The following is a 15,348-nucleotide window of genomic DNA, read 5'->3' as shown; positions in this document are numbered from 1 at the left end:
AGTGCTGTAGGTCACTCACGCAAGGAGGCGGTAGATGCTGCTGGACGGCGTCGCGCAGGTCGTCTCGTCGCGCCGTCTGCTCGATCTCGTGCGGACCCGCGGGTCGATCAGCCGGGTGGAGCTGGCCCGGCTCTCCGGCCTCACCTCCCCCACCGTCACGCACGTCGTCCGGGGGCTGCTGGACCTCGGTCTGGTGCACGAGACCGGGGTCCAGCAGCGCGGCCGCGGCCAGCCGCGCCGCCTGCTGAGCGTCACGGCGGACGCCGGGTACGCCGTGGGCATCCAGGTCGACCTGACGACCACGACGGCGGTGGTCGTCGACTTCGCCGGCGCGACGGTCGCGAGCGCCGGGCTGCGGGGCTCCGGACGGCGGTCGCCCGACCGGACCGTGGGGACGCTCGTCGACCACGTGGGCGACCTGCTCGCGAGCGCCGGCGTCCCCCGCGACCGTGTGCTCGGCGTGGGCCTCGTGACCCACGGCCCGCAGGACCGGGAGCGGGGCATGCTCCTCACCGCGCAGCCCACGCCCGCGTGGGAGAGGTTCCCGCTGACGGCGCGCCTCGCCGCCGGGCTGGGCCTGCCCGTGCTGCTCGAGAACGACGCGACCGCGGCGGCCGTGGGCGAGCTGTGGACGCGGGACCTCGACACCGAGACGTTCGGGCTCGTCTACATGGCCTCGGGGATCGGCGGGGCCGTCGTCGTGGACGGCGTCGCCTACCGCGGGCGTGCCTCGAACGCGGTCGAGATCGGCCACGTCCCGCTCCCGGACGCACGCTCCGCCTGCGTCTGCGGCAACCGCGGGTGCACGCAGGCGGAGGCGGGCCCGGCGGCCGTCGTCACCCAGGCCCTGGCCCGCGGCGACGTCGCCGAGCGCTGGGGCGTGCGGGGACCCGCCGAGGACACGCTCGCCGACTTCGAGCGCGTGGCCCGCGCCGCGCGCGACGGCGACGCCGCCGCCACCGACCTGCTCACCCGGTCCGCCCGCCGGGTCGGCCAGGCGGCCACCGTCCTCGTCAACCTCTTCGACGTGGACACCGTGCTGCTCGCCGGCCCGGCGTTCGCGACGGCCGGCCCGCTGTACCGCCGCGTCGTCGGCGCCGCGCTGTCCGAGCACGCCCTCAGCCGCACCCTCAGCCCGCCCCGGGTGGCGCTCTCCGGACAGGTCGCCACGGCCGCCGCCGTCGGCGGCGCTCTCACGGTGCTGCGCGGCGCGCCCGACCCGGGCCTGCCGCTGGGGCGTGCCCGACCCCGACCGTCGACCGACCTCACGCCCGACCCCGAACCCGACCAGCCCGCCACGATCGGAGCCCTGTGACCACCGCCCACCACGTCCTGCACCGCGACGGGACCGCCCTCGTCCTCCATCTGCCGACGCACGGCCTGCCCGCCGTCGTGCACTGGGGTGCGGACCTCGGTCCGCTCGACGACGACGCCGCCGACGCCCTCCTCCGGGCGACCAGCCGCCAGACGCCGCCCGGCACCCTCGACGCCGCCTGGCGCCTGCCGCTCCTGCCGCAGGAGTCCGACGGCTGGTCCGGCCGGCCCGGCCTCCTCGTCACGCGTGCCGGCCGGCCCGTGTACCCCCGGTGGGAGTCCTCCGTGGGCCGCCCGGACGAGGCGACCGCGATCATCACCGCCACCGACGCCACCGGCGGCCTCACCCTGCGCACCCGCGTGGAGGTCGGCCCCGGCGGCCTCGTCGTGCTCGACCACGAGCTCGTCAACGACGGCGCCGACCGGCTCGAGGTCGCCTGGCTCGAGGCGACCCTGCCCGTGCCGAAGACGGCCGACCACCTCACCACGTTCGGCGGCCGGTGGACGCGCGAGAAGTCCCCGCTCACGACCCCGATGCCACGGGGGACCACCGTGCGCGAGTCCCGCCGGGGCCGCGGCGGCCACGACGCCCCCTGGGTGACCCTCGCCTCCGAGGGCGCGCCCCGCGCCGGGGACGGCCGGGTGTGGGCCGCCCACCTGGGGTGGAGCGCCGACGTGCGCCACCGCGTCGACCGGGTCACCGAGCACGTCTCGCTGCTCGGCGCGGGAGAGCTCCTGCGACCCGGCGAGCTCGTCCTGGCGCCCGGCGAGTCGTACCGCGCGCCGACGGCGTACTTCGCCTGGTCGGACGGCGGCCTCGACGGCGTCGCGGCACGGTTCCACACCTGGCTGCGCGCCCGCCCCCAGCACCCGCGCTCGCCCCGGCCGCTCGTGCTCAACACCTGGGAGGCGGTGTACTTCGACCACGACCCCGAGCGCCTCTTCGCGCTCGCCCGGCGGGCGGCGGAGGTGGGGGTCGAGCGCTTCGTCCTCGACGACGGCTGGTTCCCCGCGCGCCGGGACGACACCAGGGGTCTCGGCGACTGGGTGGTCGACCGAGGCGTGTGGCCCGACGGCCTCGAGCCGCTCGCCGAGCTGGTGCACGGCCTGGGGATGCAGCTCGGCCTGTGGTTCGAGCCGGAGATGGTCAACCTCGACTCGGACCTCGCGCGCCGGCATCCCGACTGGATCCTGGCCCACCCCGCCTCCGTGCCGTCGCCCGACGGCCTGTCGTTCCGCACCCAGTACGTGCTCGACCTGGCGAACCCCGACGCGTGGGAGCACGTCCGGGGGCAGATGTCCGCGCTCGTGACGGACCTCGGCATCGACTTCGTCAAGTGGGACCACAACCGGGACCTGGTCGAGCCCGTCCACGACGGCGCGCCCGGCACGCACGCCCAGACGCTGGCCACGTACCGGCTCCTGGACCGGCTCCGGGAGGACCACCCCGCGCTGGAGATCGAGTCGTGCTCCTCCGGCGGGGCGCGCACCGACCTCGGCATCCTCGCCCGCACCGACAGGGTCTGGGCCTCCGACTCCAACGACCCGGTGGAGCGGCAGGACGTCCAGCGCTGGACCGAGCTGGTGCTGCCCCCCGAGCTGGTCGGCGCGCACGTCGGGCCCTCGCCCGCGCACTCCTCCGGACGCGCCACCGACCTGTCGTACCGGATCGCCACGTCGCTGCAGGGCTCCGCCGGGTTCGAGTGGGACATCCTCGGCTGCACCCCGGAGGAGACCGCCCGGATCACCGCGTTCGCGGCGCTCTACAAGGAGCTCCGCGGCCTCCTGCACTCGGGCACCGTGCGACACCCCGACACCGCCGACCCCGCCCTGCGGGCGCGCACCGTGGTCGCCGAGGACCGGTCGGAGGCCGTCGTCACCGTCGCGACCGTCGCGTCGCCCGAGGAGGCGCTCGCGGAGCGGCTGCGGATCGACGGTCTCGACCCGGAGCGGCGGTACACCGTGCGGCTGCGGGACGAGATCGGGGAGTCACGCTGGGGCTGGGTCACGCCGGGCTGGCTCGGCGACGGACCGGTCACCCTCCCCGGCCGGGTGCTCGCCGAGGTCGGGCTGCAGCTGCCGACGCTGTGGCCCGTCCAGGCGATCGTGCTGCACCTCGCTCCGGCCTAGGCAGGCGGGCCGGTGCTCCCCCGCACCGTGAGCGTCGGGGTCGAGTCGCGGTACGCCCGCGCCTCGGCCCCGGCCATCCGCTCGAACAGCCGCCGGGCCACGTGCGCCCCGTAGCTCGTCACGTCGTGGCTGAGCGCCGTGAGCTGGGGGTACGCCGCCTGGCACAGCGGCGAGTCGTCCCAGGCCACCAGCGAGACGTCCTCGGGCACGCGGGCCCCGAGCCCGTGCGCGACCCCGAGGCCGGCGAACGCCATGACGTCGTTGTCGTAGATCACGGCCGTCACGGGGTCGTCCGTCTCCAGCAGGGAGCGGGTGGCGGCCGCACCGGAGTCCGGCGTGAAGTCCGCCCGCGCCACCCGGGCGACCACGCCCGCGCGCGTCGCCTCGTCGTCGAACGCCAGGTCACGGATGGTCGTGTGCCCGAAGCCCTCCGTGCCGGACACGCGGCCGATCCTGCGGTGCCCCAGCCCGGCGAGGTAGCGCACGCACTCGCGGAGGGCCGTGGCGTCGTCGGTGTACACCGCGGGCAGGTTCCCCGCGAACTCGGGGTCCCCCACGACGACGGCGGGCAGGGCGTCGCGCTCCGAGAGCGCCGCGATCCGGGGGTCGTCCTTGCGGGGGTCGACCACGATCACGCCGTCGACGCGGCGGGCGGCGTGCCAGCGCCGGTGCGCCTGGGTCTCGGCGTCCATGTCGGGCACGACCTGCAGCAGCAGCCCGTACGAGCGCTCCGTGAGCACCTGCTCGATGCCCGCGATGAACTGCATGTAGAACGACTCGAAGCCCAGGGTCTCCGGGGCGCGGGCGAGCACCAGGCCGATCGTCTCCACCCGCGCGCCGGACAACGCCCGGGCCGCCTGGCTCGGCACCCACCCGAGCTCCGCCGCGACCCCGAGGATCCGCGCCCTGGTCTCGTCGGAGACGCCCGGGCGGTCGTTGAGGGCGTAGGACACCGCCCCCGTGGACACACCGGCCCGCCGGGCGATGTCCGCGATCGTGATCCGAGCCATCCGCTCTCCTTCCCGAGCAGGATGGTATGCCTCGCCGGGCCGCTGCCCGCGCCCGGGGCCGGGCCGCGCGTCGGAACGCGCCCGACATACGTCCGTGGAATCGTGGGCGCATGACGCCGTCGCCACCGCCCGTCGACCCCGAGGTGCTGACCGCCCTGACCCAGGGCACGCTGCACGATCCGCACGCCGTGCTCGGGCCGCACCTGCTGGACGACGACGGCTCGCCGGCCGACCGGGCCTGGGCCGTCGTGCGGGTGCTGCGGCCGCTGGCCGGCGAGGTGACGGTCGTGACCGGGGACGGCGAGCACCCGGCCCGGCACGTGGCGGCGGGCGTGTGGGAGTCGGTGGTGCCGGCGGGCGTGGACGCCGCCGGCGGGCGCCACGCCCCGGACTACCGCGTGCGGACCCGCTACGACGACGACGTCCAGACCGTCGACGACCCGTACCGCTTCCTGCCCACCCTGGGCGAGGTGGACCTGCACCTGATCGCCGAGGGCCGCCACGAGGAGCTGTGGCGGGCGCTCGGCGCCAACCCCCGCCGCTTCCCGAGCGCGCTGGGCGACGTCGACGGGACGGCGTTCGCCGTCTGGGCGCCGAACGCCCGGGGCGTGCGCCTCGTGGGCGACCACAACCGCTGGACCACGGTGCACCCGATGCGCTCGCTCGGCGCGAGCGGCGTGTGGGAGCTGTTCGTGCCCGGCGTGGGAGAGGGCACCCGGTACAAGTTCGAGGTGCTGGGTGCCGACCGCGTGTGGCGGGCTAAGGCGGACCCGCTCGCCAAGGGCACCCAGGTGCCGCCCGCCACGGCGTCGGTCGTCGTCGACTCGGCGTACGAGTGGGCGGACGGCGAGTGGATGGCGCGCCGCGCGGCGTCCGACCCGCACGCGGGGCCGGTGAGCGTCTACGAGGTGCACCTGGGCTCCTGGCGGCCAGGGCTCGGCTACCGCGAGCTCGCGGAGGAGCTGACCGCCTACGTCGTCGAGCAGGGCTTCACGCACGTCGAGCTGCTGCCCGTGGCGGAGCACCCGTTCGGCGGGTCGTGGGGCTACCAGGTGACCGGCTACTACGCGCCGACCGCACGGTTCGGGCACCCCGACGACTTCCGGTACCTCGTGGACCGCCTGCACCAGGCCGGCGTCGGCGTCATCCTCGACTGGGTGCCCGGTCACTTCCCCCGCGACGAGTTCGCCCTCGCACGGTTCGACGGCGGCCCGCTGTACGAGCACCCGGACCCCCGCCGCGGGGAGCAGCCCGACTGGGGCACGCTCGTCTTCGACTTCGGTCGCCGCGAGGTGCGGAACTTCCTCGTCGCCAACGCCACGTACTGGTTCGAGGAGTTCCACGCCGACGGCCTGCGCGTCGACGCCGTCGCGTCGATGCTCTACCTCGACTACTCGCGCAAGCCCGGCGAGTGGGAGCCGAACGTGCGCGGCGGGCGGGAGAACCTCGAGGCCATCGCGTTCCTGCAGGAGGCCAACGCCACCGCCTACCGCCGCTCCCCCGGCGTGATGATGATCGCCGAGGAGTCGACGGCCTTCCCCGGCGTCACCCGGCCCACCGACGCTGACGGGCTCGGCTTCGGGCTGAAGTGGAACATGGGCTGGATGAACGACGGGCTGCGATACGTCGCGCACGACCCGATGTACCGGCGCTACCACCACCACGAGCTGACGTTCTCACTGGTCTACGCGTTCTCGGAGCAGTACGTGCTGCCGGTCAGCCACGACGAGGTGGTGCACGGCAAGGGCTCCCTGCTGCGCCGCATGCCGGGCGACCGGTGGAAGCAGCTCGCGGGCGTGCGCGCCTTCCTCGCCTACCAGTGGACGCACCCCGGCAAGCAGCTGCTGTTCATGGGCCAGGAGTTCGCGCAGGACGCCGAGTGGGACGAGGGCTCCGGCCTCGACTGGTGGCTGCTCGAGACTCCCGGCCACGCCGGCGTGCAGCGCCTGGTCCGCGACCTCAACGCCCTCTACCGGGTCACGCCCGCCCTCTGGGAGCGGGACTTCGACACCGCCGGGTTCGAGTGGCTCGACGCCGACGACGCCGACCACGACACGCTCTCGTGGGTGCGCCGGTCCGCCGACGGCGACCCCGCCGTCGTGGTCGTGAACTTCGCGGGAGTGCCGCACGAGGGGTACCGCCTCGCGCTGCCCGACGGCGGCGCCTGGGACGAGGTCCTCAACACGGACGCCGAGGTCTACGGCGGCTCCGGCGTCGGCAACCTCGGGCGCGTGCACGCCCAGGACGTGCCCTGGAAGGGGCGGCGGCACTCCGCCACGCTGCGGGTGCCGCCGCTCGGCGTGCTGGTGCTGCGCCCCGCGGACTGACCCGGGGACGCATCGGGCGTGGGCGTCAGTACAGGCTGATCGCCAGGCGCTGGCGGGCCTTGATCACGCGCGGGTCGGTGGGCCCGACGATCTCGAAGTACTCGACGAGCCGCACGCGGAGCTTCTCCTTCGCGTCCGCGTCGGCGCCGGGGAGCTGCTCGAGCAGGCGGGCGAAGGCGTCGTCCACCTTGCCGCCGAGCATGTCCATGTCGGCCACGGCGAGCTGCGCCTCGACGTCCGCCGGGGCGTCGGCCGCCGCGGTCCGGGCCGCCTGCAGGTCGGCGCCGCGGGTGCGCTGCAGCAGGCGCACCTGCGCCAGGCCGGCCACCGCGAGGGCGTCCTTCGGGTCCTGCTTGATCGCCTTCTCGTACGCCGCGACGGCGGTGTCGAGGTCGTCGCGCTCGATGGCGTCGTACGCCTCCTGGTGCAGCGGCGGCAGCGGCTCCTCGACCGGCTCCTGGTCGACGGCCTCCGCGGGCTCCTCGCCCTCGGCGCCCTGGGCGGGGGCGCGTCCCGTGACACCGTTCTGCTCGGCCGCGGCCAGCACCTGGTCGAGCACGCCGCGCACCTGCTCCTCGGGCGCCGCCCCCTGGAACAGCGGGAGGGGCTGGCCCTGCAGCACCGCGACGACGGTCGGCACGCCCTGCACCTGGAAGGCGGCCGCCACCTGCGGGTAGGCCTGCGCGTCGAGGCGGCCGAGCAGGAACCGGCCGGCGTACTCCTCCGCGAGCCGGCCCAGCAGCTCGCCGAGATCGGCGTTGGCCTTGTCGGTGGGGATCCACAGCAGCATGACCACGGGGTACGTGGTCGAGTCCTGCACCACCTGCTGGAAGTTCGCGTCCGTGACGTCCAGCACGTAGCCGCCCGCCGACGGCGCGCCGCCGGGCTCCCCCGGGGGCGGCGACTGCGGGCGGTTCAGCGCCGACAGGTCGACGGCGCCACGCGTGCTGAAGGTCGGGTCGGGCGTGGGGTTGGTCATGGGCGCCATCCTACGAGCGGAGCGTCAGTTCGAGGCCGCCGTCGCCACGTGCGAGTAGCCGAGCGGCCGGATCTTCTCGTCGGAGCCCTTCGCCGGGACGTACAGCGCGACCATGTCCGTGTACCGGGTGTTCAGCACGTTCGTCTGCTCGGCGTCACCGAGGAGCGCCTTCTGCGTCTCGGAGAGGGCCGGCACCTTGGCGTCCTCCTCCGCCTCGACCGTGGTCTTGCCGTCGAGGACGCCCATGACGAGCGCCCCGCCGTCGGCCGTGCGGACCGCGCGGACCTCGTCCTTGCGCGCCTGGTACTTCTGCGTGTACTTGGTCCCGGACTCCTCGAAGCCCTCGACCTCCTTCCACGCCGCCGCGTCGGCCGCGACGGCCGCGACCAGGTCGCCCTCGGGCAGCTCGAACCCCTTCGTGAAGGACGACTTCTTGGCACCGAGGGTGACGATGTCCGCGTACTGCGCGAGGGCGTCGACGGGTGAGGCCGCCAGGGAGTCGTCGTCCCCCGCGACGGCGTCCGATCCCACGGCCGAGTCGGCGAAGTACGGCATGCTCTGCCCGGGGATGAGCTGCACCCACGCCCACATCTTGTAGTCCGAGCGTGCGGACGCCTGCTCGAACGCCACGAGGCGCGGCGTCTCGAGGTCCTCGGTGCTGGACGTGATGGAGAAGCTGGTGCGCGGCCATCCCTCGGTGGTCGGGATGATCATCTGCTGGGACTCGCTCGGGATGTCCGTCACGAACTCCGCGTTGTCCCGCTTCTTGGCGACGGCGAGCTGGCTCTTGCGCACCTCGTACGCAGGCCCGCTCACGCGCGGCTTGAGCGCGTCGCTCTTGAGCGCCTTGTCGGCCTTCGCCACGGTGTCGGCGACCGCGGTGAACACCTGGGTGTCCTGCTCCTCGGTCAGCACGGGCCCGCTGAACGCCTCGCCGGCCTGGGGCTGGGGCAGCTCGTCGGCGCAGCCGGCGAGCAGCGTCGACGACACGACGAGGGCGCTCGCCACGGCCAGGCCGCGGGTGGTACGGCGGTTCATCGGTTCTCCCCGTCGTTGTCGGTCGTGGGGTCGGCGGGCTGCCCGGTCCGGGAGGTGTCGCCGAAGCCCCAGGTCGCGCGCCAGGCGGCGGCGCGGCCCGCGGGCGTGGAGGTGTCGGGTCGGGTGGCGCCCTCCTCGGACGCCCCGTCGGGCTGTGCGGGGCGCACCGCGGGGATCGAGCCGGTGATGGCGCGCAGCATGCGGGTCATCCCGCCCTGCTCCGCCGCCCGCCGGGCCTCCTCCTGGGCGCGCAGCTCCCGCCGTGTCATGCGCAGGGCACCGGTGGCGGTGGTCGGCTCGGCCGGCACGGGCTCGTGCACGGTCGGCTCGGCCGGCACCGCGGGGCCGGGGACGGGCAGGCTGCCGAACGGCCCAGGGGCGGCCGTGTCGGCGGCGGCCGTGTCGGCGGCGGCCGTGTCGGCGGCGGTCGGCGCCGGGTCGGCCGACGGCACGGCCGGCGCGTCGGCGGCCTCGTCACGCTGGCGGCGGCGCGACCGGCGCAGCAGCCTGCCGGCGAGCGGCACCTCGGCGGTGCCGGCGGCCGAGTCGCGCGCGGTGCCGTCCTCCGGGGAGTCGTCCTCGGCCTCGGTACCCGTCGCCGGCTCGGCGGGGGCGGCCTGGGCGTCGTCCGCCGCAGGCTCGGCGGGCGTCGACGGCGCCCAGGGGCCCGCTGTCGCGGTCGTCGGGCGCACCGGGGCGAACGGGGCCCCGAGGCCGCCGGCCGGCGGGCCGTCGTCGTGGAGGTCGGTGGCGGTCTCGTCGCCCGCCCCCTGCTCGGCGAGGTCGGCCCGGTGGGCGCGGGCACGGCGCCCGCCCAGCACGAGCAGCAGGACTCCGCCGAGCACCAGCACGACGCCCACCCCGACGCCGGGCCACAGGTAGGGCGTGGTGACGGCGCGCGGCCAGCTGAGCTCCAGGGTCGGCGCCTGCGCGCCCTCGCCGACACCGGCGGCGAGGAGCGTCCAGCGGCCGGGGCGGTCGCTCCAGCGCAGCGTGACGCTGTTCTCGTCGGAGGCCTCTGCCACCCACATGTCCGACCCGGCCGGGTCGGAGCCGGACTTCGGCGCCTCCTCGGTCTCGGCGTCGGGGTCGGCGGGCTCACCCGCCGCGACGGAGAGGTTCTCCCAGTCGCTCAGGCCCGTCACGCGCGAGTACGGGTCGTTGCCGACCCACCCCGCGACGTCGACGTCCCGACCGACGGCGAGGGTGACCTTCTGCCCCTCGGGGACGGACGCGCTCACGGTGACGTCGCCACCGACGAGCCCGAGGACACCGGGGTCGGTGACGACGAACGTGCCGTCACCGGTCGGCTTGGCCGTGGCGACCACCGTGTCGGTGTCGCGCCAGACCGTGGCCGAGGCGACACCGAGCGCGGCGGCAGCCAGTCCGACCAGGACCAGGACACCGCCCAGAATGCGTTGCAGCACCGAGCTTTCCCTTCGACGTGGACAGTCCAGCATAGGGACGGCGCGGAGGGCTCCGTCCACGTGACCGCCCTGGCAGGGTGCGGTTCACGAACCCTTCACGACTCGCGTACGACGGCCGCGCCCTGGCTCCTGCGCGTCGTCACGACCCGTGGAACACTGCCGGGGCGACGCCGTCGCGCCGCACCGACCCGGCGTGGGAGGATGTCCGACTCGTCCCGCGAGGGCAAGAATGTCCCGAGTATCGGCGCCCTGCCCCCGCCACTATCCTGGCGACGCCGGGGCACCCACCATGTACGGAGGTCTGCACGTGTCCGACGAGCGCACGCTCTTCCCGATCACCATGCGCGGTTACGACCGCGCGCAGGTGGACGGTCACATCGCCCGACTCGAGCAGGCGCTCGAGGAGGCCCGCCGGAACGTCGAGAGCACCGACGCGCGCGCCATGCAGATCTCCTCGGAGCTCGCCTTGGTGCAGCGCCAGCTCCGGGAGAACGAGAAGCCCTCGTACGCCGGGCTCGGCTCGCGCGTCGAGCGACTCCTGCGGTCCGCGGAGGAGCAGTCCACCGAGGTGCTCACGCAGGCGAACCAGCAGGCCGCCGACATCATGGCGCGGGCCAAGCTGTCCGCGGGCCAGGTCCGCGCCCGCGCGGAGTCCGAGGCCTCCGAGCTGCTCGGCAGCGCGCGCCGCGAGGCCGAGGAGATCCGGTCCACCACGGCCGCCGAGGCGGAGGGCACGCTGCTCGCCGCCCAGCGCCGCGCCGAGGAGCTCGTCGGCTCCGCCGAGCGCGAGGCCGCCCTCATCACCAGCACGCTGTCCGCGGAGGAGAGCGAGCGCCGCGCCACCCTCGAGCGCGAGATCGGCGTCCAGCGCTCCACCGCGGAGCGCGAGACCACCGAGCTGCGCGTCGCCGCCGAGCGCGACACCGCGCAGCAGCGGGCGCAGGCGGCCGCCGAGGCCGCCGCGCAGCGGGAGGAGGCGGACCGCGAGTCGACCGACCTCCTGGAGCGCACCCGCCGGGAGGCCGCCCGCATCATCGCCGAGGCCAAGCACCAGGCGGCCGAGGCGTCCGACGCCGTGACGACCGAGCTCGAGCAGCTGCGCGAGCAGGCTCGTGCCGCGCTGGCCGACGCCGAGCTGGAGATCGCGCAGCGCCGCGAGCAGGTGGAGCACGAGGCCGCCGCGCGGCACGAGACCGCCCGCCAGGAGACGGACCTGCTCGTCCGGGCCGCCGAGGAGCACGCGGCGGAGGCGGAGCAGCGGGTCGCCATGGCCCTGCAGCAGGCGGAGAAGGTCCGCGCGGAGTCGGACACCTATGTGAAGGCCCTCGTCGCGGACGCCCGCCGCACCGCGGACGGGATCGTCGCCGAGGCGCGGGAGTTCACCGAGACGATGGTCAACGACGCGCGCGTCGAGGCGGAGAACCACCGATCCACGGCCGCCCGCCAGCTCGAGGACCTCACCCGCCGGCACGACTCGATCAACTCCTACCTCGAGGAGCTGCGCGGCCTGCTCGGTGCCGAGAAGGCCGAGACCCCGGCCGGCCAGGGCCAGCCCGTCACCGTCCTGCAGGCGCCCGTCCCGGCTTCTCCGGCGCCGCAGGCGGAGAAGGTCGCCGAGCACACCCACGTCGAGCCCGAGGCCGACGAGCAGCCGGACGCCGCCGGGCAGCCCGAGGACGCCTCCTCCGACCAGGACTCCGGGGAGGTCGCCGAGCCCGAGGACGCCGCGGACGAGCCCGTGGAGGCGGACGCCGAGAACGAGACCCCGGCCCCGCCCAAGGCCAAGGCCAAGGCCAAGGCCTGAGCGACGCGCGCTGACGCCGCGGGCCCGCCACCGTCCGGTGGCGGGCCCGCGGCGTCTCGTCGGTCGGCTGCGTCAGCTGGTCGCGGCCGGGCGGTACTGCCAGGGCCAGCGGGGCGGGTTGGTGCGCTCGGCGACGCGCCGGTGCAGCAGCCCGATGGCGGCGGCGACGGTCGCCGGGTCCTCGACGGCGCTCATGTGGCCGGCCGCAGGGACGACGGTCAGCGCGCCGTCCCTCGCGGCGTGCACCATGTGCTCGGCCTCGACCAGCGGGGTCACCTGGTCTTCCGCCCCGACCACCACGGAGACGGGGCCGTCGAAGGTCCGCAGCACGTCGGTACGGTCCGGGCGGGCCGCCATCGCGCGCTGCGCCCAGGCGACGCCCGAGGGCGACTGCGCGCGGATCCATGACTCCAGCAGGGGGAAGAGGTTCCGCCGCTTCTCCACGCTCGTCGGCCCGAGCAGCGTGCCGGGCATGCTGAGGACCGGGTCGAGCGTCTGGCCCTCCGTGACGGCGGCCGCGATCCGCAGCCGGTTGGCGCGCGCGGCGTCGAGGTCGGCGGTCGACTTGGTGTCGACGAGCCCGAGACCGACGACGAACCCCGGGTGCCGCTCCGCCAGGGCGAGCGCCACGTAGCCGCCCATCGACAGGCCGACCACGACCGCGTTGCCCTCGCCCTGCTCCCGCATGGTGTGGTGCACGGCGTCGGCGACGTCCTCGAGCCTCGGCGGGATGCCGCCGAGGTCGGAGTGTCCCTGGCCGGGCAGGTCCACGCCGATGGCGCGCACCCCTTCGGGCAGGGCCTGCGCCGCGGCCGCCCACATGCGGTGGTCCAGCGGGAAACCGTGCAGCAGCACGACCGGCGTGCCCGCCCCGTCGTGGAGCGGGTAGGTCGCCAGGAGCGCAGAGGTGGTGGTCATCGTCGACTCCTCGTCATCGCCTTGTCATCAGGACAACCTCATCGCGGCACCGTCTCGGCCGTCCGCACCTCGCCGTCGTAGTGCGTGGGCAGAGAGGCGTGGCCGGGCAGCACGTGCCCGACGATCTCGTCGAGGACCCGGCGCACCGCCGGCTCCCCGACCCACAGGTGCTTCGCGCCGTCGACGCCGATCACCTCGGCCTGCGGCACCCGCGCGAACCGGCGCCGCGCCTCCTCCGGCTGCAGGTAGTCGTCGTGCTCCGGCACGAGGACCACCAGCGGGCGGCCGAAGGCGGCCCAGGCGTCCAGGTCGGCGTCCGTGGCGCGGTGCAGCGGCGGGGACAGCAGGATCGCGCCCTCGACGGCCGGGTCGGTGCCGTGCTTGAGCACCAGCTCGGTGCCGAACGACCACCCGACGAGCCACGGGCGCGGCAGCTCGCGGAACTCGGCGAGCTCGATCGCGGCGGCCACGTCGTACCGCTCCGCCTCGCCGCCGTCGAACGCGCCGTCCGACGTGCCGCGCGGCGACGACGTGCCGCGGGTGTTGAAGCGCAGGACGGCGAGGTCCGCGAGCGCGGGGAGGCGCCAGGCCGCCTTCCGGTAGACGTGCGAGTCCATGTAACCGCCGTGCGTGGGCAGCGGGTGGAACGTGAGGAGGGTCGCGACCGGGTCCCGGTCGGCCGGGAGGGCGAGCTCGCCGACGAGCGTGAGCCCGTCCGCGGTGTGCAGCTCGACGTCCTCACGGCGGGCGGGGAGCATCGTGAGGGAGCGGATCTGGTGGCCGGTGTCCTGCCCGGCGTCACGGCCCGCTGCGTCGTCCATGGTGTCGTCGTTCATCGCGTCCAGCGTAGTTCGGCCGGGCGCTCCTGGCCGGTCCTGCGGCGCCGTTCAGCGCAGCCGGGCCCGGCGCTCCCAGCACGAGGAGTGCCAGTGCCGACGGTCCTCGAGGCCCGCGACCTCGCCGCCGACGACGTCGCGCTGCCAGGCGACGACGTGCGGCGTGCCGGCCGGGATCTCCTGGCGGCAGGCGGGGCAGCGGTACGCCTTGTCGCCGCCGCGCAACCGGCGCACCGTCCACTCGCCGTCCGCCGCGCTCTCCCGCCGGACGCCGCCGAGGGCGCGGTCGAGGTCGAGGGGCGGGGGTTCCGCCCCCCAGGGGCGCTTGCGGGAGGGTCGGCGGGACGGCATGGCACCCATTGTCGCGCGACGCGGGCCGGACCGGTCCGCCCGCCCGGGCGCCCCGGCGGACCATGGACGGCGCGGTCAGGTCGGGCCGTTACAGTGGCCCGGTTCGTCCCCGCCGACCGAAGGACTCCCCGTGAAGCTCCGCACGTCCGCCGCCGCTGCAACGCTGGCGCTGGCCGCGGCCCTGACCCTGACCGCCTGCGCCGACGACTCCACCGGCGACGGCGCCACGCCGTCGGCCTCCGCGTCGTCGTCACCGGCCACCGAGGCTCCCGAGCCGACGAAGGAGGACGTCGCCGCGCTCGAGTCCGTGAAGGTCGAGGGCAAGGCCGGTGCAGAGCCCAAGGTGACGTTCAAGACGCCGCTCGAGGTCTCGGTGCCCACGTCGCGCGTGATCGACGAGGGCGACGGCGCCGACCTCGCCGAGGGCATGAAGATCACCATGGACACCGTCGCCTTCCTCGGCACCGACGGCTCCACCCAGGGGTCGACCTGGGAGCAGAAGACCCCGCAGAGCTTCATCCTCGGCGACGCGAACTACGGCGTGCTCACCGAGCCGCTGACCGGGCAGAAGGTCGGGACGCGCCTCCTCGTGGCCAACCCCGTGCAGGGCCAGGACGGCTCGACGGCCACGATGGTCAACCTCGTCGAGATCACCGACGCGACGAAGATCCCGACGCGCGCCGAGGGCACGGCCGTCGAGCCCGAGAAGGGCCTGCCGACGGTCACGCTGGACGACTCCGGCAAGCCCTCGGTGAAGATCCCCGACGGCTACGAGGCGCCCAAGGACCTCGTCGCGCAGACCCTCATCAAGGGCGACGGCGCCAAGGTCAAGAAGGACCAGACCGTCACCGCGCAGTACACGGGGTGGACGCTCGACGGCAAGTCGTTCGATTCCTCGTGGGACCGCGGCACGCCGAGCTCGTTCTCGCTCCAGCAGGTCATCCCGGGCTGGACGGACGGCCTCGCCGGCCAGACCGTCGGCAGCCAGGTGCTGCTCGTCATCCCCGCCGACCAGGCGTACGGCGCCGAGAAGAGCGACGACAACGAGCTCGCCGGGCAGCCGCTCGTCTTCGTCGTGGACATCCTCGACGCGCAGTGATCCCTCGTCGTCGTGACGTCCCGCACGTCACGACGACGGCCGTGCTGGCCGGCCGCAGGTCAGCAGCACGTCAGCCCCACCACGACGGCGGGCCCCCGTTCACCGGGGGCCCGCC

12 protein-coding genes are annotated in these 15,348 nt (G+C 75.1%); 5 read left to right on the top strand and 7 right to left on the bottom strand.

The window, feature by feature from the left end:
- Positions 1 to 34: 34 nt before the first annotated feature.
- On the top strand, positions 35 to 1,315 hold the full coding sequence (locus ACH443_RS18075; protein WP_429766953.1) for an ROK family protein: 1,281 nt from the start codon (positions 35 to 37) through the stop codon (positions 1,313 to 1,315).
- Positions 1,312 to 3,444: an alpha-galactosidase gene (locus ACH443_RS18070; protein WP_430591080.1), complete on the top strand. Its 2,133-nt coding sequence runs from the start codon at positions 1,312 to 1,314 to the stop codon at positions 3,442 to 3,444. Before ACH443_RS18075 ends, ACH443_RS18070 begins: the two co-directional genes overlap by 4 nt.
- On the opposite strand, the gene ACH443_RS18065 is transcribed toward ACH443_RS18070, so the two are convergent.
- A complete protein-coding gene (locus ACH443_RS18065; protein ID WP_429766956.1) occupies positions 3,441 to 4,454 on the bottom strand; it encodes a LacI family DNA-binding transcriptional regulator in 1,014 nt (337 codons plus the stop codon). The genes ACH443_RS18070 and ACH443_RS18065 overlap by 4 nt on opposite strands.
- Positions 4,455 to 4,564: 110 nt before the next feature.
- On the opposite strand from ACH443_RS18065, the gene glgB reads away from it, so the two are divergent.
- Positions 4,565 to 6,781: a 1,4-alpha-glucan branching protein GlgB gene (gene glgB / locus ACH443_RS18060; RefSeq protein ID WP_430591079.1), complete on the top strand. Its 2,217-nt coding sequence runs from the start codon at positions 4,565 to 4,567 to the stop codon at positions 6,779 to 6,781.
- A gap of 25 nt (positions 6,782 to 6,806) precedes the next feature.
- Here the strand turns inward: glgB and ACH443_RS18055 are convergent, their stop codons facing one another.
- The 3 genes from ACH443_RS18055 to ACH443_RS18045 are packed head-to-tail and all read right to left on the bottom strand — an operon-like array spanning position 6,807 to position 10,225.
- Complete coding sequence (locus ACH443_RS18055; protein WP_430591078.1) at positions 6,807 to 7,760, bottom strand: co-chaperone YbbN; 954 nt, start codon at positions 7,758 to 7,760, stop codon at positions 6,807 to 6,809.
- Positions 7,761 to 7,784: 24 nt separating this feature from the next.
- The gene (locus tag ACH443_RS18050; protein WP_430556983.1) at positions 7,785 to 8,798 is read right to left on the bottom strand and encodes a hypothetical protein; all 1,014 of its coding nucleotides are present in this window, start codon (positions 8,796 to 8,798) and stop codon (positions 7,785 to 7,787) included.
- A complete protein-coding gene (locus tag ACH443_RS18045) occupies positions 8,795 to 10,225 on the bottom strand; it encodes a hypothetical protein (RefSeq protein WP_430591077.1) in 1,431 nt (476 codons plus the stop codon). Before ACH443_RS18045 ends, ACH443_RS18050 begins: the two co-directional genes overlap by 4 nt.
- Before the next feature lie 307 nt (positions 10,226 to 10,532).
- Between ACH443_RS18045 and ACH443_RS18040 the strand changes: the two genes are divergently transcribed.
- Positions 10,533 to 12,029, top strand: a complete 1,497-nt coding sequence (locus ACH443_RS18040) for a hypothetical protein (protein WP_430591076.1) — start codon at positions 10,533 to 10,535, stop codon at positions 12,027 to 12,029.
- Positions 12,030 to 12,101: 72 nt separating this feature from the next.
- Here the strand turns inward: ACH443_RS18040 and ACH443_RS18035 are convergent, their stop codons facing one another.
- From ACH443_RS18035 to ACH443_RS18025, 3 genes are read right to left on the bottom strand one after another with little or no spacing between them, the layout of a single operon-like run.
- On the bottom strand, positions 12,102 to 12,947 hold the full coding sequence (locus ACH443_RS18035; RefSeq protein WP_430591075.1) for an alpha/beta fold hydrolase: 846 nt from the start codon (positions 12,945 to 12,947) through the stop codon (positions 12,102 to 12,104).
- Positions 12,948 to 12,985: 38 nt separating this feature from the next.
- On the bottom strand, positions 12,986 to 13,783 hold the full coding sequence (locus ACH443_RS18030; RefSeq protein WP_429766968.1) for an alpha/beta hydrolase: 798 nt from the start codon (positions 13,781 to 13,783) through the stop codon (positions 12,986 to 12,988).
- Between the two features lie 51 nt (positions 13,784 to 13,834).
- On the bottom strand, positions 13,835 to 14,134 hold the full coding sequence (locus ACH443_RS18025) for a hypothetical protein (RefSeq protein WP_429766970.1): 300 nt from the start codon (positions 14,132 to 14,134) through the stop codon (positions 13,835 to 13,837).
- 130 nt (positions 14,135 to 14,264) lie between these two features.
- On the opposite strand from ACH443_RS18025, the gene ACH443_RS18020 reads away from it, so the two are divergent.
- Positions 14,265 to 15,233 (top strand): FKBP-type peptidyl-prolyl cis-trans isomerase, encoded by a 969-nt coding sequence (locus ACH443_RS18020; RefSeq protein ID WP_429766973.1) that lies wholly within the window; start codon positions 14,265 to 14,267, stop codon positions 15,231 to 15,233.
- The last annotated feature ends 115 nt before the right edge of the window (positions 15,234 to 15,348 follow it).

The organism is Isoptericola sp. NPDC019571 (assembly GCF_044389385.1).
GTDB lineage: Bacteria > Actinomycetota > Actinomycetes > Actinomycetales > Cellulomonadaceae > Isoptericola > Isoptericola nanjingensis.
Note: the sequence above shows the minus strand (reverse complement) of the source record. Positions and strands in the feature narration are given on the sequence as shown.